Source organism: Pseudoalteromonas sp. 2CM41L (assembly GCF_023161905.1).
GTDB classification, from domain to species: Bacteria; Pseudomonadota; Gammaproteobacteria; order Enterobacterales; family Alteromonadaceae; genus Pseudoalteromonas; species Pseudoalteromonas atlantica.
In genome coordinates this window covers 162255-184152 of record NZ_JALNTN010000005.1, presented here as the reverse complement: position 1 = coordinate 184152, position 21898 = coordinate 162255, and the positions used below count along the sequence as shown (strand labels likewise).

Below are 21898 nucleotides of genomic sequence, written 5' to 3'. Positions count from 1 at the left end.
AAATACACTTAACTTTAGATGGGTACTTTAAATGTATAATTTATTATGTGTTGGTTATAGCAATATGCAAGCCAGATATATAAACAATACATTTCAATAACTTAACCGAGTTAACACAGTAAAAAAGAAGTGAAAGCACCACAAGCTGGCGCTATTGCACCAACTTGTAACGCTTTAAATTACGAGGGCTAAAATTTAGCGCTTACCCATACCCACAGTTTTTGGGTATCAACTTTGCCTGCAGCGCTATCGCCTGCTGAATAATCGGCATATTTTGCGCCTACAGCATAGGTTTTATTAATAGGCTTTACGTATTGTACGTTTAGCTCTGTGCCTAAATCATCAACGCCATTGGCGCTATCGTTGGCATCAAAGCTGTGATACGCCAACAGCCATTTACCGCCGTAAGCTTTACCATTTAAACTTACATAAGTGTCATCAAGCCCTTGTGCTGGGGTTGCTAAAAACGTATCGGCCCAGCCATTAAATTTATGCATTGTGGCAAGCGGCGTGGCAAAACCATAATCGCCGTTATCAGAACCCAGTGACTCAATACCAGCTTTTAATGTAACGGCTTCAATACCTAAACCGCCTAAATCTATCCCCCCTTCAAATGCATAGTAATCAGCGTCAAAATCACTCATGCTCGTTGATGCTGATTGCGTGGCGTACTGTGCTTTATAGTAAAATTTAATCTCACTGAGCGTTTTATTACCATTAAAAGAAACACCATAAGTATCTAAGCTGTCATTATCTATTGCATCGTCACTTAATAAATAGCTGTATAAAACCACCTTACCTAGGCTTGTTTTAAAGCTTGCATTGATAAGATGATCTGATGCATCAATATCTTTGCTATCGGCAAATATACGGTTGCGCTTACTTATGTAGCTATAGTGCAAGTTAATATCATTAAAGGTGTAATTTACTGTTGCAGCATCAAAAGTTTGCCTGTCTTGCCTAAAGCCAACGTGGCCTACAAAGCGCTGTCTATCGAGCGCTATTACTTGCCTACCTACTTTAATTGATAAAGCATCTTTTGCGTATTTAACAAAAGCCTGATCTACCTCTGTGGTTTCAGGGTCGGCTATTACTGAGTAATTTGTATTTTTACCCTGCGTATTGTTGTAATCGTCTACACCTAATAGGCTTCGGCTATCTTCGACCTCTAATAAAGCAGAAAAGCCATTCACTTCATCCGTTTTATGAGTAAGGCGTGTACGCAGCGTTAAGCTACTGGCATCTTTTAGTGCGTTATCTTGCTCTGCACTTTCATAGCGCAACCTAAAATTAAGGTCGGTTTGCGCTGCAACACTAATAGAAGGCGCTGCAATGCACCCTATCATTAAAATAATAGGTAAGTTATTTTTATAATTTAACATGTTGGTCTCTTAGTTTTTAATTATGAGCACGCACAATAAAATGATAAATAAACACAGCGAAATGCTCTTCCAGAGTAATACTGGATCGCGTTTCATTATTGAAATTTTGTTGGCTGAGCTCTGTAAATGTGGATTAGGTTTATTAATATCTGTTAAAAACTCAGAAAATGCGTGGTATCTGAGCGCTGGTTTTGGCGCAAGTGCTTTCATTAAAGCCTGATCTAACCAAAAGGGTATATCGGCTCGGTACTTGCGAATACTTGTGTATTGCCAGTGGCTGTAATCAATAGGGGTATGGCTTGCCGGTAATGTTTTATAAGGCAGCTTCGAGCACAATAACTCATAAGCAATCACCCCAAGCGAAAACATATCGCTTTTAAAATCGGCATGCAGCGAAATAAGTGTTTCAGGAGCCGTATAATCTATAGTCCCTTGCGGGCAGTCATCGGCTATTTGCTTAACCGACTCATCCATAGCCGCAACACTTACAGTACCGTAATCAATTAACGTAACTTTACCGTGAGCATCTATCATCACGTTATCGAGTTTTAAATCACGATGTACCATATCTAATCGCTGAAAAGCCCTTAGCGCATGCACTATTTGCTCTACAATACTGCGCACTTGAGCTATTTCTAAATAAGGGACATCGTGCTTATAGTCACTGAGGGTTTGTCCGTCCATGTACTCGCAAATATGATATAAAAATCGGCTTTGCGATTGTGTATTTAAAACCTTCATTACATTAGGATGATTAATACGTTGCCCTACCCACCCTTCGCGTATAAAGCCTTGAAGGTAATGTATATCGTCTTCAAAATTAACCGAGGGTGCCTTTAATACAACGGGAGGTGCATCAGGTGCTTGCTGTACCAAATAAATGTGCGATCGGCTGCTTTCGTTGATTTTACGAATAACCGTATATCCATCAATTATTTGGCCAACCTCTAATGCGGGTGGTATTTTTCGCTGCGTTAACGATTGATAAAGCTCATCTAGATTTTGCTGCGCAATGCTATTTACCTTCACTAATAAACAACTCACATTATCATCACTGCCTTGTGCTATAGCGCGTGAGGTAATGGCACTTGCTGCCTGCTCTAAGTTGTTATGGGCGTTTATTTCGTTGGCAATTTCACTATAGGGCAATACATCATGCACACCATCGCAAGTCAGTATGTAAATATCGCCGGCTTTTAGGTCCACTTCGTAAACATCAATTTCTTGATGTGACTGCGCGCCTAAAGCACGAGTGAGCGTATCATTTACTTTATGATCCCGCGTTATCGCTTCCATTTGATTATCGCGTAAACGCGTAATGCGAGTATCGCCTAAATGAAATATATACCCCGTAGCTGATTTTAATATAAGCGCCGTAAAGGTGGTCATCCAATCTGCTTGGCGTTGCCCTAAGTGGTTATAGTTGACTGATTGCGAATATAACCACTGATTTAAGCTAGCTAAAACCTTAGAAACCGATTTTTTGACCGCCCAACTGTCGGGTGTATTTAAATACTCATTTATAAAATGAGTAACACTGAGCTGCGATGCTTGTTTGGCATTTTTAGCCGATGAACACCCATCCGCTAAGCACGCAATAGCGCCTTTTGTTTCTTGTTGTTCGTGCTCAGTATTTAAAGCAGCAAACGCATCTTGATTTTCATCTTTTATGCCCGCGGCACTGTGCCCACCAAAAGAAACATCTAGCGTATTATTACGAACTTGAGCGTGTTGGGTTTCATCAAACATGGCTAACGCTGCCTTAAGTCACTGAAATAAGTTCAACAGAGCCATCTTCGTTTACTTCTGTCATGTGCCCATCTGGCTCTTTCATGAAAAATAACGCCCCTAATCCTAACAATGCACTGGCAGCAATGATCATAAAGAAAGTTTGGTAATCCACTAATGAGAGCGCCGTTAAATACACCACCGCACCTACGTTACCGTAAGCGCCTGTCATACCTGCAATTTGCCCTGTTAAGCGGCGTTTAATAAGTGGCACAGCAGCAAAAACCGCTCCCTCACCAGCTTGCACAAAGAACGAACACGCCATGGCAGCAGCTACTGCAAGCCAAAGTGGCCAGCTAGCGTCAACTAAGCCCATAACAAAGTAGCCAACAGCTAACCCTGAGGTAAGAACAATAAGTGTTTTACGACGACCCATTCTATCTGAGATCCAACCACCACCCGGGCGCGAGGCTAAATTCATAAACGCATAAGCAGAGGCCAGTAAACCTGCGTACACCATATCTAGGCCAAACACTTCCATAAAAAATAATGGCAGCATAGATACAACGGCCAGCTCTGAGCCAAAGGTGGTAAAATATAAAATATTAAGTACAGCTACTTGTTTAAATTCGTAGCGGTGTGATTCTGGCACGGGTTGTTTAAAGATATGTCCGTTTATATCAAAGGTTTTATATACCTCGTAAGCGTATAACAGCACTAAAAATGCATAAACGGCTAAAACAAAATTGGCAGAAATTAAATTAGCGCCTGTAGGAGACAACTTCCAAGTAAGTAAAGCCAGTGCGCCATACATAGGTAATTTCATAATAAGCAATAATACAAAGTCACCTTTACTTGTTACTTCCATTGCGCCTACTTTTTTAGGCTTAAAGTACGTCCCCCCTTTTGGTGTATCGGTTACGTTTATGTACCAAATAACACCAAAAATAACGCTAAGTACGCCCGTTAAACCAACGGCATAGCGCCAGCCATCGTCGCCGCCAAACATAAGCGCTAATACAGGTAGTAACATGGCAGCGGCAGCCGAGCCAAAATTACCCCAGCCACCATAAATACCTTCTGCTGTACCAAGCTCATTAGCCGGGAACCACTCGCTCACCATACGAATGCCCACTACAAAGCCAGCTCCAATAAAGCCTAGTGCAAAACGCGCGATAGCGGCTTGCTCAAACGTGGTGGCCATAGCAAACATAAAACACGGTATGCTACATAAAATAAGTAAAGCGGCATAAACAATACGCGGACCAAACTTATCTGTCAGCATGCCAACAACAACACGCGCGGGAATGGTTAAGGCCACATTTAAAATGAGAAGCGTTTTTACCTGTGCCATAGTTATACCTAGCGAGCCCGCTATTGCCCCTAATAATGGAGCATGGTTAAACCATACAAAAAAAGAGATAAAAAACACCATCCAGCTTAAATGTAGTATTTTCATTTTTCCGCTAAACGATATGAGATTAAACCCAGAACTCGGTTGCATGTTTTTTTCCTTGTAACGATTATTATTTTAAGCAGTGAGTACGACTTTGGTAGTAATAACACTGCGACGATTGTTAAATTAACGTTAACCGCTTTCAGCAATTACTAAGCCAACAATTAATAGGTAGGTTTTTCAGTTACTTATATTTTTGGGAATTAATATTTATTTCGCTTTGCACTATTTAAGCAGCTTTGTTGGGCGTAAACAGTGCAAAGAATTTTTAAGCTTTACTTGCTCTAGGTTTTAACTAATTGGTATTGTTAAAAAAAATTATGAGAACTCATTAATGCAAAAACCCCCTTTAACGTATCAGCAGCAATTACGCTATTCTCGTCATATTATGCTTCCTCAGCTAGATATAGATGGACAAGAAAAAATATGGCAAAGTCATGCTCTTATTGTGGGGTTAGGTGGATTAGGCTGCCCAGTTGCGCAGTACTTAGCTGCATCGGGCGTAGGTACATTAACGCTTGTAGATAACGATGTGGTTGATGCAACTAACTTGCAAAGGCAGGTGCTCTATAAACAAAGTGATGTTGGGTGCTTTAAAACCCACAGTGCAAAAAAACAGTTAACTCAGTTAAATGATGAAATAGAGATCCACACTATTGATGAATTTTTAAATGAAAACTCGCAGCTTGAACAATTACTTAGCAAAGTAGATGTAGTTATTGACTGCACTGATAACTTAGCAACACGAAATTTGCTCAACAGCGTCTGCTATAACACCCATACGCCCTTGGTTTCGGGCTCTGCCGTAAGGTTAGAGGGACAAGTAGCTTGCTTTACAATGGCGCCTAATAGCCATTGCTACGGGTGTGTGTCACAGCTCTTTGGCGAACAAACTCAAAGCTGTTCAGAGTCAGGCGTACTCTCCCCTATTGTAGGGCTTATTGGTAGTATTCAAGCAACTGAAGCACTTAAAATTATTGCAGGACTGCCTAGTAAACTCACCGAGCAGCTATTACTTGTAGATGGTTTGAGTATGGAGTTTAACCGTTTTAATATTGTTAAAAATAAGCACTGCCCTGTTTGCAGTGCTTAATTTAGTACACTGTAAATACATGACTGCTTTTTAGAGCCTAATTTAGCGTTTCTAGGTTATTTATTGTTAAATAAATCTGCTCGCCTAGGCTTACAGTACTTTGCTGCCATTGCCTTTTAGACACCGCGCAATACAGTAATTGCGTATCTACGTTAACTGTAAGTAGCCATTGCTCATCAAGCTGCTGGGCATTTTCAAGCATACCTATTAGTACGTTTGCACAGCTCTCGTTAATTGGTTTTACTTTGCTGTAGGTTATTTGGCTGCTTTCTATAATTAACTTATGGTTTTGTTTTACCAGCGAAGGCACTGCATATAAATGCTGCTGGCTATTACTAAGAGTAAGCTGGTAAAGACCAAAAGCCTCATTAAATTCAGGCTTACTATAACTAAGTATACTGAGTGGCGTTTGGCTCTTATTTGTATAAATACTTTGCACCACTTCTTGTGTTGCACCGCACTGGAGCACGTTGCCTTTCGCTATATGAAGTAATGTATCGCTGCAATAAAGTAGCTCTTTTAAAGAGTGGCTGACAATAATAAATTTAATACCATGGGATTTATTTAGTTGTTGAACAGCCCCCAACATAGTAAAACGCGTTGACCAATCTAAGGCGCTAAATGGCTCATCAAGTAAAACAACAGATTGCCCACTTAGTAGTGTTCTTGCAAAAATTACGCGCTGGCGCTCCCCGCCCGAAAGCCCCGACACATCACGATTTAGTAATGGGTTTAGTGCTAATAAATCAATTACCTGATCAGGCGTTAGGTTGTTACTTTTATTTTTACAATGCTTGTGAGTAAACAGTAAATTACCCATTACATTTAAATGTGGAAATAACGGGCACGACTGCAGCTGTAAAGTAAGTAGGCGTTTATCGGGCTTTAAATGGGTAATATTATGATTATTTATACACACATTTTGCGCCGTCGTAAGCCCTGCTATCGCCTGTAATAAGCTCGATTTGCCCGAGCCCGAAGGGCCAAACACCCCTAAAATATCAAATTGATTTATAGCTAAATCAACATGTAATTCAAAATCGTCCAAACGTTGATGACATTGTATTTTAAGCACGATTAGCAGCTCCGTTTATCACGGTTTTATTAAATTTAAACAACAACACTAAACACGCAAACGAGATTGCTAGTAATACCAACGACAATTGGTGCGCTGCCCCATAATTAAGCGACTCTACATGGTCGTACAACGCAATAGACACCACTTGGGTTTCGCCTTGTATATTGCCACCAATCATTAGCACTAAACCAAATTCTCCCAATGTATGGGCAAAGCCCAGTGCAAAGGCACTGCCTATGCTTGGCTTTAATAGCGGTAACGTTAAATACATAAAACGCTTAAATGGGCTGATCCCCAAGGCAATAGCAGCTTGATTATAAGTAGTATTTATTTGTTTAAAGCCCGCCAGTAACGGCTGCATCACAAAAGGGAGAGAGTAAAATAACGAGCCAATAACCACCCCTTGAAAACTAAACGCGAGCTGCGTACCCGTGAACCAAAACCAAAACTGGCCAAATGCATGAGTAGGTGAAAACAATACCAATAAATAAAAGCCCATTAGCGTAGGCGGCAGCACCAAAGGCATTGCTATAAGTGCTTCTAATATAGGCTTTAACTTACCTTTATAACTGGCTAGCTGCCATGCAAGCGGAATGCATATAATCAACAAAATAGCAGCCGTTATAAAGGCAAGTTTAATTGTAAGCCACAGCGCTGTTACATCACTTGCTAACATCACTTTCCTTTGCTTTATAACCAAGCTCTAATAATGTTTTTGCGGTTGAGGGGTCATTTAAAAAAGCCATAAATTTTTTAGCTGCCGTTAAATGCTTAGTAGCGCTTATGATAACGCCTTGCTGCGTTATTTCAGGGTGTTTTTCAGGTTCGATAAGCGTGTAATTTAAATATTTTTTATTTTTAGTTTTGCGATACGCCGACTTTAACGTAGATAACGCGACCAAGCCTTTAGCGGCATTGCCTGTTTCTACAAATTGAAACGCATGGGTAATATTATTTCCATACACAAATTCATACGGTGTTTTTATATAGTTTTTAGCATAATGCGCCGATGATTGCCCATATGGCGAAAACCTTGGATTAGCAATGGCTAATTTATGATTAATAACTGAGTTGCTTGGCTGCCACAGCGCTAATAAACCTATCGCATAGGTGGTTAAGCTATTTTTAAGTGCAAAGCCGTCTTTGATCAGTGCGTGTGGGCGTGCAGCGTCGGCTGATAAAAAAATATCGTACGGTGCACCATGCATAATTTGTGAGTGTAATACGCCGCTAGAAGCAGCTGATATTTTAATATTAATATTTTTCAGGGCTGGGTTAGTTACCAGCGTTTGCAGCACAGGTTTAAAATTGCTCGCAACGGCTATGTGCAGCGTTTCTTTTGCGTTAAGAGGATTGCTAAATACCACTAACAGTAATAACAAATAACCACACCATGTATTGTAAAGCTTAAACATTATAAGTATTGTTTTAAAAATCAGACACATTATAAAAAACAATATATATGAACGATGTATGCAATGCACCTGGTTTATTACCAGTAGAAACCGCAATCAGTAACATGTTAAGCGCTATTAACTTTGATAAAGCCGCAGAAACCATTTCAATAATGCACAGTGTTGGCCGTGTTTTAGCAAACGATATTAAATCCAATATAAATGTGCCTGCTCACGATAATTCGGCAATGGATGGCTATGCACTTTGCCTAAGCGAAGGGCTAACAACTTATCAGCAAGTAGGCAGTGTATTTGCTGGGCAAACCTTTAAAAACACCTTAACACCTGGGCAATGCGTTAGAATTATGACCGGCGCTGCCCTGCCCCCTGGCGCTAATGCGGTAGTTATGCAAGAAAACGCCAGCGTAGATAACGACAAAATAACATTTACAGGTCATATTGAGCTCAATAATAATGTGCGCTTTGCAGGTGAAGACATTGCAAAAAATAGTGTTGTTTTTAAAGCGGGCAGAAAACTAAAAGCGGTAGATGTAGGCTTACTTGCCTCTATTGGTATTAACCAAGTAAGTGTATATGAAACACTAAAGGTCGCGGTTTTTTCTACAGGGGATGAACTTATAGAGCCTGGCAATGCCCTTCCTGCAGGTGCTATTTATGAAAGTAATCGCGCTGTTATATTAAGCGAGCTTAATGATAACAATATAGAAGTGATTGATTTTGGGATAATTGCCGATGATAAAACGCTCATTAAAAACACGTTTTTAAAAGCAAACGAGCAAGCCGATGCCGTAATAAGCTCTGGTGGTGTATCGGTTGGCGAAGCCGATTTTACTAAAGAAGTATTAAATGAAATTGGCGATATTCATTTTTGGAAAATTGCCATGAAGCCGGGCAAACCCTTTGCTTTTGGTAAATTACCTAACAGCTACTTTTTTGGTTTACCAGGTAACCCCGTATCGGCAGCCGTTACGCTTGAGCGACTTGTAAAGCCAGCCCTTACAAAGCTTTCAGGAAATGAACATACTGCTAAGTTACGTTTAAAAGCAACCACCACAGCGCTGATTAAAAAGCGCCCCGGCCGTACCGACTTTCAACGTGGTATTGCCAGTACCGACGAAAACAATAACCTACTGGTAACGCCTATAAATAAGCAAGGTTCGGGGGTACTCTCATCGCTTAGCCACGCTAACTGCCTTATTGTGGTGCCCGCCGAAAGTGGCAATATTGCAAAAGACGAAACCGTAGAAATAGAGTTTTTGTAAAGCTAAAAATGCTACAGCTAACTTTATAATATAGCTGTAGCACTGCTGTTACTCTTAAAATATTTTAATATTGAGTGTTTGAATTAAACAATTTAGCTTTTCGCTACGTCCTACAAAATCTGCTTCGCTAAGTTTTTTAACACACTTTAGCGCATTTTTAGTCGCAAAGTATCTATCATAACTGAGGCTTCGCTCGCATTTTACGCTATACGTTGAAGGCCAACTCCCACCGGCACCAGTTGCTATGCCAACAACATTACATGTTGCATCTATATAGTGCTCCCATGCTTTTATTTGCGCTTTAACTGCATCTACTTGGTAGTCGTCATTTAGTTGCGGGTAGATTTCATTCATCATTTTACTGATTTTAATTTTGTATCTGTTGCCCTCTAAATTATAAATATTGCCTGTGTGCATTGCACCGCCTTCTGGCCAGCCATCTGCGCTTTCTCCAAGTGCACCAAACGATGAAACTGTAAAAGCTAACCCAATAACCATTTTATTCATTTTAAATCCCTTTATTTTTTTGAAACTAAGTCCTTAAATTAAAAATAAGAGCTTATTCATATTTTACAAAAATAATAAATAGATTAAAAACATTATGTTTTAGCTTTGCTAATTAATTTGAACTCTGGCTAAGATATTTACTAACATATTGAATCATGGTGATATTTAAATTTATTTTCTCTAACCAGAAATTTTAAGTAAATCCAACGCAGTTAGCGCTTAAAATGGCTGATAGAGATAGGTTTATTATCCAGAATTCAGGTTAATTTTGTTAAATACTATTGAGGTACTCTTACAACGCCCTCCATAAGCACACGAGCACTGCGGCTCATACTTGCTTTGGTAACTTGCCAATCTCCAGCTATTTTTTTAGCTTCTGCGCCTACCTTTAGCGTGCCAGAGGGGTGGCCAAAGTTAACTTCGTTTAATGTCCCGCCACCTGCGGCCACATTAACAAGCGTACCTTCAATTGCAGCGGCTGCGCCAATAGCTACTGCGGCTGTGCCCATCATAGCGTGATGAAGCTTGCCCATAGACATAGCACGTACTAATAAATCAATTGTTGTAGCTTCAATAAACTTACCACTTGACGCGTTATAATCTAATGGCGCTGCCACAAAGGCTACTTTTGGTGTGTGTTGGCGTGTTTGCGCTTCATTAATATTAGCTATTAACCCCATTTTGACTGCGCCATAGGCACGAATAGTTTCAAGTTTTTTAAGTGCGTCAGTATCGTTATTAATATCGCTTTGCAGCTCAGTGCCACTATAGCCAATATCCTCGGCATTAATAAATACAGTAGGAATACCCGCGTTTATCATGGTGGCTTTTAAAGTACCAACACCTGGTACTTCTAAGTCATCTACTACATTGCCTGTCGGGAATAACGCCCCTTCACCATCGGCGGGGCTTAAAAACTCTAGCTTTACCTCGGCAGCAGTAAAGGTCACGCCATCAAGTTCAAAATCGCCAGTTTCTTGCACTTCGCCATTGGTGATAGGCACATGAACTAAAATGCTTTTTTTAATATTAGCCTGCCATACTCGCACCACGGCTACACCGTTATCGGGTACTGTGCTTTTATCAACTAAGCCGTTCGTTATAGCAAACGCACCTACTGCGCTGGTTAAATTACCGCAATTGCCGCTCCAATCTATAAAAGGTTTATCTATTGCCACTTGGCCAAATAAATAATCCACATCGTGGTTAGGTTGCTCGCTTTTACTTAAAATAACCGTTTTACTAGTACTTGATGTTGCTCCGCCCATACCATCGGTTTGTTTGCCATATGGGTCGGGGCTACCAATTATGCGTAACAGTAAATTGTCGCGCGCCTCACCTGCCACTTGGGCAGGTTTGGGTAAGTCGGTTAACTTAAAAAATACACCTTTACTGGTGCCGCCGCGCATATAAGTTGCTGGCACTTTAATTTGTGGTTTAAACATAATGCACGCCCCTTATGCTGATTGCGTAGCTTCTAAAAAGTCTTGCGCAAAGCGCTGTAATACACCACCAGCGGCATAAATAGAAAGTTCTTCTTGGGTATCCAATCTGCATTTCATAGGTACTGTTAGAACCTCACCGTTTTTACGTGTAATCACTAAATCAAGCGTTGCACCTGGTGTTGGCTCACCTTTTACATCAAAGCTTTCGCTGCCATCAATGTTAAGCGTTTTACGGGTAGTGCCCGGTTTAAATTCAAGCGGTAAAACACCCATACCAATTAAGTTAGTACGGTGAATACGCTCAAAGCCCTCTGCAGCTATAACCTCAACGCCTGCAAGCCTTACCCCTTTTGCAGCCCAATCACGCGATGAGCCTTGACCATAATCGGCGCCGGCTACAATAATGAGTGGTTGTTTACGCTGCATATAAGCTTCGATTGCTTCCCACATACGTGTGTTAGTACCTTGTGGCTCTAATCGTGCGTATGAACCTTGTTTAACTTCGCCGTTTTCATCACGCACCATTTCGTTTAACAATTTAGGGTTTGCAAATGTAGCGCGCTGCGCTGTTAAGTGATCGCCTCGGTGCGTTGCGTACGAGTTAAAGTCCTCTTCAGGGACGTTCATTTTAGTTAAGTATTCACCCGCGGCACTGCTTGCCATAATAGCGTTTGAAGGCGATAAATGATCCGTTGTAATGTTATCGCCAAGTACAGCAAGGGCGCGCATGCCGGTCATGGTTCGCTCACCTGCAAGGGCGCCTTCCCAGTATGGCGGGCGGCGAATATAGGTACTTTGCTCGCGCCAGTTGTATAGCGGGTCGTTGTCTTCACCGTAATCTACGGTTAAATCAAACATAGGTTCGTACACTTTTTTAAATTGCTCTGGCTTTACGCTTTGTTTGATTACTTCATCTATTTCTTCATCGCTTGGCCATAAATCTTTTAGCGTTATATCGTTATCATTTTGATCTTTCCCTAGTACACCTTTTTCAATATCAAATCGAATAGTGCCGGCAATAGCGTAAGCTACCACTAATGGCGGTGACGCTAAAAACGCTTGCTTAGCATACGGATGTATACGCCCATCAAAGTTACGGTTGCCCGAAAGTACCGCTGTTGCGTATAAGTCGCGATCTATCACCTCTTGTTGAATTACAGGATCAAGCGCGCCACTCATGCCGTTACAGGTAGTACAAGCAAAACCCACAATACCAAAGCCAAGTTTTTCAAGTTCAGGGAGTAATTTTGCTTCTTCTAGGTATGATTGCACCGCTTTTGAACCCGGTGCTAATGACGTTTTAACCCAGGGTTTACGCATTAACCCTTTGGCATTTGCATTACGCGCAAGTAAGCCGGCAGCAATTACGTTGCGCGGATTACTGGTGTTAGTACAACTGGTAATAGCAGCAATAATACAGGCGCCATCTGGCATTAAGCCTTCTTCGTTTTCAACAACGCCAGATATACCTTCTTTGGCTAAATCGCTGGTGGATACACGACGATGTGGGTTTGAAGGCCCAGCAATATTGCGTCCAACGCTCGATAAATCAAATTTAAGCACGCGCTCATACTTTGCGGTTTTTAAACTATCGCTCCAAAGGCCAGCCGTTTTAGCGTAGTTTTCTACAAGCGCTATTTGCTCTTCATCACGCCCTGTTAAACGCAAATAATCAATTGTTTTATCGTCTATATAAAACATGGCTGCAGTTGCACCAAATTCAGGCGTCATGTTTGAAATAGTTGCTCTGTCGCCAAGGGTTAGTGCATCAGCACCTTCACCGTAAAATTCTAAATAGGTCGATACAACACGCTGAGCGCGTAAAAACTCTGTAATAGCCAGCACTATATCGGTTGCGGTAATGCCTGGCTGACGAGTACCTGTAAGCTCAACTCCTACTATATCAGGCAGGCGCATGTACGAGGCACGGCCAAGCATTACGCTTTCGGCTTCAAGCCCACCAACACCTACAGCAATTACGCCAAGTGCATCCACATGCGGGGTGTGGCTGTCGGTGCCAACTAAGGTATCGGGGAATGCAATGCCATCGCGGTTTTGGATAACAGGCGACATTTTTTCAAGGTTAATTTGATGCATAATGCCGTTACCAGGCGGAATAACATCAATATTTTTAAAAGCGGTTTTAGTCCAGTTTATAAAATGAAAACGGTCATCGTTGCGTCTATCTTCTATTGCACGGTTTTTTTCAAATGCTTCAGGGTCAAAGCCTGCATGCTCAACCGCTAATGAGTGATCAACAATTAGCTGGGTAGGCACAACCGGGTTTACTTTTGCCGGATCACCACCTTTTGCGGCTATTGCGTCGCGCAGGCCTGCTAAATCAACTAAAGCAGTTTGGCCTAAAATATCGTGGCACACTACGCGCGCCGGATACCACGGAAAATCTAAATCTTGCTTACGCTCAATAAGCTGATTAAGCGCATCGGTTAGCATATCTGGCTCACAGCGGCGCACTAAGTTTTCGGCAAGTACGCGTGATGTGTAAGGCAATGTGGCATAAGCACCAGGCTTTATTGCATCAACGGCTCCTTGCGTATCGTAGTAATCCACATTTGAGCCGGGCAATGGCTTTCGGTATTGGGTGTTGTTAATTATGGTCATAATATCTGTTCGCTAATAGGTGACGGGAAATAAAAGGCAAAAGGTGAGCGTATTGCTCACCCTATACCAACCCGCTTAATTAAGTATTGTTACGGATTGGTATTATGTGTAACTAATTAGCCTCTTGATTCAATTGGCGTGTAGCTGCGCGCCTCTGGTCCTGTGTAATCTGCACTTGGGCGAATAATACGGTTATTAGCACGCTGCTCTTTAACATGTGCAGTCCAGCCGGTAACCCGGCTCATCACAAATATTGGCGTAAATAACTTAGTTGGAATACCCATAAAGTGGTACGCCGATGCATGGAAAAAATCAGCATTACAAAACAGTTTTTTCTCGCGCCACATAACCTCTTCACACCTAACCGACACAGGGTAAAGCACATCATCGCCCACCTCTTTAGCTAGTTTTTCAGAGAACTTTTTAATAATAACGTTACGTGGGTCTGACTCACGGTAAATAGCGTGTCCAAAGCCCATTATTTTATCTTTGCGCTCTAGCATACCCATAATTTCTTGCTCGGCGTGCTCTGCACTTGTAAAACCCTGAATCATATCCATAGCGGCTTCGTTTGCACCACCATGCAGTGGCCCACGTAGCGTACCAATAGCGCCCGTTACACAAGAATGAATATCAGAAAGCGTTGATGCACACACGCGCCCAGTAAATGTAGAGGCATTAAATTCATGCTCTGCGTATAAAATTAGCGACACATTCATTACTTGCGCAAAAAGCTCGCTCGGTGCTTTGTCGTGTAATAGAGTTAAAAAGTGCGCGCCCACTGAGTCGTCATCAGTTTGTGTTTCAATGCGTACGCCATCGTGAGTAAAGCGGTACCAGTAACAAATAATACTTGGGAAGAGCGCAACCATGCGGTCAATCGCATCGTTTGCTTGGCTAAAATCAAGTTCCATTTCTAGGTTACCCAGCATTGAGCAACCGGTACGCATAACATCCATTGGATGCGCGTCTTTAGGAATATTTTCAAGCACGGTTTTTAGTGCATCTGGCAGGCCGCGTAAGCTTTTTAATTTAGCTTTATACTCGGCTAGTTCATTGGCTGTAGGTAGTTCGCCACGTGAAAGTAAAAAAGACACTTCTTCAAACTGTGCTTTTTCGGCAAGTTCGCTAATATCGTACCCACAATACGTTAAACCTGAGCCTGTTTGCCCTACTGTACATAATGCTGTTTGCCCTGCAACTTGCCCGCGTAAACCTGCTCCGCCTAATGCTTTATCTACCATGATCTTCTCCTATCTAAATTTGTGTGTGTTATCTATTTTAATAGTTATTATTTGTCAGATTTTGATGAAAAAAGGTTATCGAGTGTGTTTTCGTATGTGTGGTAATCTAAAAATTCGTAAAGCTCGGCGCGTGTTTGCATGTTCTCAATTTCGCTTTGCTGCGAACCTTCATTTAAAATGGCAGAGTACACATTAAGCGCAGCTTTATTCATTGCTCTAAAGGCGCTAAGTGGATAAAGCACCATTTCGACACCTACTTCACTTAACTGCTCTTTGGTGTAAATAGGCGTTTGGCCAAACTCTGTAATATTAGCTAAAATTGGTACATTAATCGCCTTTGCAAATGCTTGGTAATCGGCAAGGTCGTGCACGGCTTCTGCAAAAATAGCATCTGCGCCCGCTTCAACACACGCAGCTGCGCGGTCAATCGCGGCGCTTAAACCCTCTTTTTGAAACGCATCGGTACGCGCCATAATGTAAAAATCACTATCGGTTTTAGCATCAACTGCGGCTTTAATGCGGTCAACCATTTCACCTTGGCTCACAATTTCTTTATTAGGGCGATGACCGCAACGCTTTTGCGCTACTTGGTCTTCAATATGAAAACCCGCTGCCCCTGCTTTGGTCATTTCTTTAACGGTACGCGCAATATTAAACGCCCCGCCCCAGCCTGTATCGGCATCTACCAGTAGTGGTAAATCGCTGGCACCGGTAATACGGCGAATATCTTCAAGTACATTATCAAGGCTGGTCATGCCTAAATCGGGCATACCGTAAGAGGCGTTCGCAACACCGGCACCTGAGAGATAAATAGCTTGGTGGCCCATTTTTTCAGCCATCATGGCTGTGTAGGCATTAATAGTACCCACCACTTGTAATGGGCGGTTATTCGCAATGGCCTGTTTAAATTTTAATCCTGCTGACATTATTTTCTCCTCACTTTGAACGGTTGCTACATGGAGTAACTTATATTTTTAATCTGACATTGTGACTGTTTAACTGTTACTAGCTTTTAGAAGTTTTTGTTTATGACAAATACCAATCTGTATGTGTATGAGGTCTATTTAACGCTAAGAAAATCGTTCTGTAACTAGGCAATAATTTTTATGTTTAGTGGTTCTAAATAAAAAATTCTTAACAACGTTATAGAGCGATTTAATCAGTTAAATTGTTCGAATACTCATATTGATTGGTATACATCAAATTTGGTTTGAATATTTGCTTGCGATGCACTGATATGTCGTTTCATCAGCATTTCGGCAAGTTCACCATCGTGGTTTTCTATCGCGTTAATAATGGCTAAGTGCTCGTCAAACGCTTTTGATACGCGCGGCCCTACCATGCCCATTTGTACTCGGTACATACGTATTAATTGGTAAAGCTCGTTACATAACAAATGGATTAAATGGGCGTTTTTGCTGCCTTTAATAATGCGATAATGAAAGTCTAAATCGCCCGCTTCTTGATAGTACGACTCACCCTCTTTAACACGCTGCGTTTGCAAATGCTGATTAAGTAATTGCTTTAAGCCTTTAACTTCGTCAGCTGCCATATTGTCGGCAGCAAGCCTACATGCTAAGCCTTCAAGCGAGCTGCGTACTTGGTACACTTCAATTAAACGCTCTGCGGTTAGCGCCACTACTCGGCAACCTACATTAGCTTTACGCTCCACTAAGTAACAGCTTTCTAAGCGATTAAGCGCTTCTCTAAGCGTCGCACGGCTTACACCGTAGCGCTTTGCAAGCTCAGGCTCCGATATTTTGCTACCCTGCTGTATGCTGCCTTCTACTATTTCACGGCGCATATCAACAAACACTTGATCAGATGCTGTAGTAATAGGTGTATCGTTTAAAAAAGGTTGCGTCATGGCTTTATAAATAAATTGTCGACAATTGATGGGTTAACTATGTGCTTAATAAAAAAACATGTCAACCCCACCTAAGGTAAAAATGAGTAAAAAACACACTTATTGTCGACACTGTTAATCTAAAGTCGTATAAAATTGCTTTAAAATTAAACTAAAAACACAATGTGTCGACACACTAATAAATTATAAAGCCGCTATTTAACACTGAAATAGTGCGTTAAAAGTGCTAATATCGCGCTTTATTTTTAATGTACGAGCCAACGCGTGAACGCCAACACTTTTATTCCTGAGCATTTTATTGACGACGTAAAAACCTATTTACCTGCGCACCTCAATTTAGACGACTTTATAAACGCGTGCCGTCGCCCTCTCAGAAAATCTATTCGTGTAAATACATTAAAAATTAGCGTTGCCGAATTTAAACACCGTGCAGAGAAAAAAAACTGGCAACTTACACCAATACCTTGGTGTAGTGAGGGTTTTTGGCTAGAACGCCCAAGCGATGAAGAACAAAACTTAGCATTAGGCAATACCGACTTACATTTAAGCGGCGCCATGTACGTACAAGAGGCAAGCTCAATGCTGCCGCCTATGGCACTAAAACAAAGTATTGAAAGCTCAGATTTACAAGATAGTTACGTACTTGATATGGCATCAGCGCCTGGCTCTAAAACTTCGCAACTTGCCGCAATAATGAATAACCAAGGCGTACTTGTTGCCAACGAACTTTCGTCATCACGCTTAAAAGTCCTTAGCGCTACGCTTAAACGTATGGGCATTGGTAACTGTGCGCTTTCGCATTTTGATGGCGTCATATTTGGTAACTATATGTTTGAATGCTTTGATAGCATTTTGCTTGATGCACCCTGCTCTGGCGAAGGTACAGTGCGTAAAGATGCCGACGCACTTAAAAACTGGTCAATAGAATCAAATATAGAAATTGCTCAAGTTCAAAAAGATTTAATTAAAAGCGCTTTTTACGCATTAAAACCAGGCGGTACGCTGGTGTATTCAACCTGTACGCTTACCCCGCTCGAAAACCAACAAGTATGCAACTACCTACTGAATGAATTTGGCGACTACATTGAGCCGCAATCGCTAAGTGATTTATTTAAAGGGGCAGAAAAAGCCACAACCGCCGAGGGCTATTTACATGTGTGGCCGCAAACATTCGACAGTGAAGGCTTTTTTATCGCTAAGTTTAAAAAACTCGCAAGCTGCAATAACCCAACCCAAACAGTAAAAAAAGGCGCGTTTCCATTTAACGAGTTTGATAAAAAACAAACCAGTTCTTTTATGAGCGAGCTTAAAAAACAGTTTGGCTTAAAAACGCTGCCAGGTAAGTTAATGCAGCGCGATAAAGAACTGTGGTTATTTCCTGATGGGTTTGAAGCCGTTCAAAACAAAATAAAATACGCACGTTTAGGTATTCAACTAGGAATTATTCATAAAAACGGCGTAAGACTAACTCACGAGTTTGCTACCGTATTTGGTAATGAATGCAAAAGCAATACGTATGCTTTAACAAACGAGCAAGCAAACGACTACTTTAATGGTAAAGATATACGCCTAGAAGACGTTACAAAAGCCAGCGGCGAAGTAGTACTAACCTTATGTGGCTGCCCGATAGGACTAGGTAAATGGCAAAAGAATAAGATCAAAAATTCTTTGCCACGCGATCTTGTGCAAAATACCCAGTTAATAAGCTGGGCATAAAGCACTCAATACAAAGGGTAACCTGTGCACAATATTATTAAGTCTTTGTTATCATTTGCGGTTAATAAACAAACAAAATTTAGAGTTTTGAAAATTAGTTAACTACACTTAAAGGTACTTTCTTCTTCTCCCTAAGAATTGCGAAAGTGTATTTAGTTAGCGCAAGGCTCAACTAAGAGCCATTTGTAGCCCAGAGCTGATGACAATGGCTCTGGGCGTTTTCTCAAGAGTGGCTTACTTAGTTTAATATTAATCATAGGCCCTCTTGATTGATTCAACCTAACCTACTCCCTTCAAGAAGTTAACCCGACCTTAATTAATCATTGTTAAGTATTGACTTATAATTTAGAAATATTTTCAATATGCTTAGAGATAAGTTTTATATAATCTTTTTAAAATTAGTTATATAGTAACTTTAAATAGTGTTTTATTCCGTAGGCGGATCACTTTAAAGGACTAAGTTTTGAAAAAAAGATTTGAAGCACTTGATTCATTTAGGGGCATTTGTGCAATCTCAGTCGTGATTTTTCACATGCACTTTGTTAACTCAATAACTGAATTGGATTTTTTTAGAGGTAGTGCAATATTTGTAGAGTTCTTTTTTATTTTAAGTGGCTTTGTTTTGGCACATGGGTACGGCGAAAAGAAAGATCTAAATTTTAACGCATTCATTAAAGCCCGTTTTTTTCGCATATATCCACTACATATATTTATGTTAGCTATATTTATCCTTCTAGAGCTTGGGAAGTTATTTGCCTATAAACTAGGAGGAATTTCATTTAATAATTTACCTTTTACAAATGACACATCAGTTGAACAAATTCTCCCTAACCTACTACTGATACACTCTTGGACTCCTTTTAGTGACCCTCTAAGCTTTAACTACCCATCATGGAGTATAAGTATAGAATTCTATAGTTATGTTTTGCTCTTTTTTACTATAGCCTTTTTTAAAACCAGTAAGTCCATTGTTTGGTTCTGTATATCAGCTATCGCTTTCAGCCTTATATATTTTAAATCGGATATATTAGTAGAGAGTGTTTTGAAAGGGTTATCTTGCTTTTTTGGTGGTACTGTAATTTATTTACTTTTCAAAAAATCTTCACATTTTAAATTCCCCCCTGCATTAGCTACAGTAATAGAACTATTACTCTTATTTCTGATAGTCCAAGTCGTGATTGTTAACTTTAAATATAAATCCTTAATTGCTCCAATACTATTCTTATTAACTGTATTATTTTTTGCATATGAAGCAGGCTTACTATCAAAGTTTTTAAAACTTAATGCTTTTCAAACTATAGGCAAGCTATCTTACTCAATATATATGACCCATGCGGCAATATTATTCATTTTGACTTCGATAGGTATAATTATTCAAAAAATAACAGGGATAAATGTAGCGCCAACTATAAGCTCACAACGGTACTTAGATTTTGGAGGGGCTGAAATTAACAATGTATTTATTTTACTTACATTGACTGTAATTATTTATATTTCAAAAATAACTTACAATACCATAGAAAAAAAAGGCCTAGCTTTAAATAAAAAGTAATTTTTATAATACAAAATAATATCTTAGACACAGTTCTATATGATTTTAGAAATTAATAACTCTTGTTAAAATTGAAAAACTTATCTTGAAATTATTAGTACTCATTTACAATACATTTCAAATGTGGAACTTTTTCTCACAGATTTCAATTCACTTCCAAACTGTAGTGACATACACAATAATGTTACTTTATTAATTTGGTTCGCAATATCAAAAACTTTATCGAGCTTCTCATCATATTGCGCAGCTAAATTTAGCTCATTTATATATTGAGCTTTGAAATTAGGAGGAAGTTGAGGCCAATTAATTAATGCTATTTGAATGATGCCTGATCTTACTTCAAACTTATAAGGGCCCGTTTTTTTAGCTTGATCTATATACCTTAATACTCGCTGAGAAAGCCCTTCTTGACTACTGACTACTTTTGCAAGTTCAATCCACGTTTCAGACCAAGCTTGTCTATTTTGAAGTGAAGTTAAAAGCGCGTGTTCAATATCATTGAAAGAATATGACATATCCTCACTTTTCATATCCTTTAAAGTCAATCCAAGCATTTTTACATAAGCGCTGAGGTGCCAATAATGTGCCTGAGTAGGCTCAAGCTTTAAAGCTAAAGTAATTGCATCATCAGCAAACTTTAGCTCTGCAGGAGTCATTAATGCTTTAGACTGCTTTAGAGTATTGACAGCCTTAAAATACCACACATTAGCACGCATGCTATTTACGCTCTCAATGCTAATAACAAGTATTATAATACCAAGGAGAAAAATATTAACTAACTGCTTGGTCTTAGCCATTAAACAACGTGCTCGTTAAGTGTTTTGGATTATTTACGAATAAATCTTCCGCTTTCTCCTCACTCAATAAGTGTTTCACTATTTTTTTTGCATTGCTTAATAAGGGTGGACGTCTTTTGATTGAGTGTGCATCGGATGCTATATAACGTACTAAGTTATTTTCGAGCATATTAATACTAATCGCTTTTGCACTTTCGCCCCAGGCCCCCTCTAAACTTGAAGCGGTTAATTGAAAGTCGCATCCTAATTGATTTAATCGCTCAATATAAAATGGGTTTGCTTGAATCTCTCTATTGCGCTCTGGGTGAGGAATAATGACTTTAATACCTTGCTTTGCAAGCCAATTAATAAACTTATCATAACCTTGCGGTACATGTGAATGAGGTAGTTCCAATAATATATAATTATCAGAACCAAGAGAGCCAATAAACGGTAGCTTATTTGATAAAACCAATGCCATTAGCTCAATATCAAGCCTAACCTCTGCAGCAACTGCCAGCTGCATTTTGATACCTGCTGCCAAAGCCCCTGCCTTTAATTTTGCAATATCAGTATAAAGGTGGGAAACCGAATTATCAAAACGCCCAATATGAATATGCGGTGTGGCCACCATGTGCGTTATGCCGTCATCTTGAGCCACTTTCAAAAGAGCTAAAGACTCTTGTAAATCTTTAGCGCCGTCATCTAGACCAGGCAAAATATGTGAATGAATATCAAACATACGCGATCACCTA

The 21898-nt window shown here is 40.3% G+C and carries 18 protein-coding genes; 4 read left to right on the top strand and 14 right to left on the bottom strand.

What is annotated here, in order from left to right:
• Nucleotides 1-188 precede the first annotated feature (188 nt).
• The 3 genes from MTF64_RS09190 to MTF64_RS09180 are packed head-to-tail and all read right to left on the bottom strand — an operon-like array spanning nucleotide 189 to nucleotide 4614.
• Entirely contained in the window at nucleotides 189-1382 is a 1194-nt protein-coding gene (locus tag MTF64_RS09190) for an alginate export family protein (protein ID WP_248451191.1), read from the bottom strand.
• Nucleotides 1383-1391: 9 nt separating this feature from the next.
• Nucleotides 1392-3131, bottom strand: a complete 1740-nt coding sequence (locus tag MTF64_RS09185) for a bifunctional protein-serine/threonine kinase/phosphatase (RefSeq protein ID WP_248451190.1) — start codon at nucleotides 3129-3131, stop codon at nucleotides 1392-1394.
• 13 nt (nucleotides 3132-3144) lie between these two features.
• Nucleotides 3145-4614 (bottom strand): NarK family nitrate/nitrite MFS transporter, encoded by a 1470-nt coding sequence (locus MTF64_RS09180; RefSeq protein WP_004587746.1) that lies wholly within the window; start codon nucleotides 4612-4614, stop codon nucleotides 3145-3147.
• 286 nt (nucleotides 4615-4900) lie between these two features.
• Between MTF64_RS09180 and moeB the strand changes: the two genes are divergently transcribed.
• Complete coding sequence (gene moeB, locus MTF64_RS09175) at nucleotides 4901-5659, top strand: molybdopterin-synthase adenylyltransferase MoeB (protein ID WP_248451189.1); 759 nt, start codon at nucleotides 4901-4903, stop codon at nucleotides 5657-5659.
• 37 nt (nucleotides 5660-5696) lie between these two features.
• Here the strand turns inward: moeB and MTF64_RS09170 are convergent, their stop codons facing one another.
• From MTF64_RS09170 to modA, 3 genes are read right to left on the bottom strand one after another with little or no spacing between them, the layout of a single operon-like run.
• Nucleotides 5697-6734 (bottom strand): ATP-binding cassette domain-containing protein, encoded by a 1038-nt coding sequence (locus tag MTF64_RS09170; RefSeq protein WP_248451188.1) that lies wholly within the window; start codon nucleotides 6732-6734, stop codon nucleotides 5697-5699.
• Nucleotides 6727-7413 (bottom strand): molybdate ABC transporter permease subunit, encoded by a 687-nt coding sequence (gene modB / locus MTF64_RS09165; RefSeq protein WP_248451187.1) that lies wholly within the window; start codon nucleotides 7411-7413, stop codon nucleotides 6727-6729. The genes MTF64_RS09170 and modB overlap by 8 nt, the downstream gene beginning before the upstream one ends.
• Nucleotides 7400-8152 (bottom strand): molybdate ABC transporter substrate-binding protein, encoded by a 753-nt coding sequence (gene modA / locus MTF64_RS09160; RefSeq protein ID WP_248451186.1) that lies wholly within the window; start codon nucleotides 8150-8152, stop codon nucleotides 7400-7402. Before modA ends, modB begins: the two co-directional genes overlap by 14 nt.
• A 47-nt stretch (nucleotides 8153-8199) precedes the next feature.
• On the opposite strand from modA, the gene glp reads away from it, so the two are divergent.
• Nucleotides 8200-9414, top strand: a complete 1215-nt coding sequence (gene glp / locus MTF64_RS09155; RefSeq protein ID WP_248451185.1) for a gephyrin-like molybdotransferase Glp — start codon at nucleotides 8200-8202, stop codon at nucleotides 9412-9414.
• Nucleotides 9415-9468: 54 nt separating this feature from the next.
• On the opposite strand, the gene MTF64_RS09150 is transcribed toward glp, so the two are convergent.
• From MTF64_RS09150 to MTF64_RS09125, 6 genes are all read right to left on the bottom strand, one after another.
• A complete protein-coding gene (locus tag MTF64_RS09150; protein WP_096041876.1) occupies nucleotides 9469-9921 on the bottom strand; it encodes a DUF1311 domain-containing protein in 453 nt (150 codons plus the stop codon).
• Nucleotides 9922-10199: 278 nt separating this feature from the next.
• Nucleotides 10200-11366 carry a 2-methylaconitate cis-trans isomerase PrpF gene (gene prpF, locus MTF64_RS09145; RefSeq protein WP_248451184.1) on the bottom strand — a complete coding sequence of 389 codons (1167 nt, stop codon included), beginning with the start codon at nucleotides 11364-11366 and terminating at the stop codon, nucleotides 10200-10202.
• A gap of 12 nt (nucleotides 11367-11378) precedes the next feature.
• On the bottom strand, nucleotides 11379-13988 hold the full coding sequence (acnD, locus tag MTF64_RS09140; RefSeq protein WP_248451183.1) for a Fe/S-dependent 2-methylisocitrate dehydratase AcnD: 2610 nt from the start codon (nucleotides 13986-13988) through the stop codon (nucleotides 11379-11381).
• A gap of 116 nt (nucleotides 13989-14104) precedes the next feature.
• Nucleotides 14105-15232 carry a 2-methylcitrate synthase gene (gene prpC, locus MTF64_RS09135; RefSeq protein WP_248451182.1) on the bottom strand — a complete coding sequence of 376 codons (1128 nt, stop codon included), beginning with the start codon at nucleotides 15230-15232 and terminating at the stop codon, nucleotides 14105-14107.
• A 47-nt stretch (nucleotides 15233-15279) separates the two neighbouring features.
• On the bottom strand, nucleotides 15280-16158 hold the full coding sequence (prpB, locus tag MTF64_RS09130) for a methylisocitrate lyase (RefSeq protein WP_055253209.1): 879 nt from the start codon (nucleotides 16156-16158) through the stop codon (nucleotides 15280-15282).
• 254 nt (nucleotides 16159-16412) lie between these two features.
• Nucleotides 16413-17099: a GntR family transcriptional regulator gene (locus MTF64_RS09125; protein WP_024032638.1), complete on the bottom strand. Its 687-nt coding sequence runs from the start codon at nucleotides 17097-17099 to the stop codon at nucleotides 16413-16415.
• A 264-nt stretch (nucleotides 17100-17363) separates the two neighbouring features.
• Here MTF64_RS09125 and rsmF point away from each other — a divergent pair, with 264 nt between their 5' ends.
• Both rsmF and MTF64_RS09115 read left to right on the top strand, forming a co-directional pair.
• Nucleotides 17364-18815, top strand: a complete 1452-nt coding sequence (gene rsmF / locus MTF64_RS09120; protein ID WP_248451181.1) for a 16S rRNA (cytosine(1407)-C(5))-methyltransferase RsmF — start codon at nucleotides 17364-17366, stop codon at nucleotides 18813-18815.
• A 463-nt stretch (nucleotides 18816-19278) separates the two neighbouring features.
• Nucleotides 19279-20367, top strand: coding sequence for an acyltransferase (locus MTF64_RS09115; RefSeq protein WP_096739739.1), 1089 nt, complete (start codon nucleotides 19279-19281; stop codon nucleotides 20365-20367).
• Between the two features lie 101 nt (nucleotides 20368-20468).
• On the opposite strand, the gene MTF64_RS09110 is transcribed toward MTF64_RS09115, so the two are convergent.
• Nucleotides 20469-21164: a VpsP family polysaccharide biosynthesis protein gene (locus tag MTF64_RS09110; protein WP_096739740.1), complete on the bottom strand. Its 696-nt coding sequence runs from the start codon at nucleotides 21162-21164 to the stop codon at nucleotides 20469-20471.
• On the bottom strand, nucleotides 21157-21885 hold the full coding sequence (locus MTF64_RS09105; RefSeq protein WP_096739741.1) for a CpsB/CapC family capsule biosynthesis tyrosine phosphatase: 729 nt from the start codon (nucleotides 21883-21885) through the stop codon (nucleotides 21157-21159). Before MTF64_RS09105 ends, MTF64_RS09110 begins: the two co-directional genes overlap by 8 nt.
• Nucleotides 21886-21898: the final 13 nt, after the last annotated feature.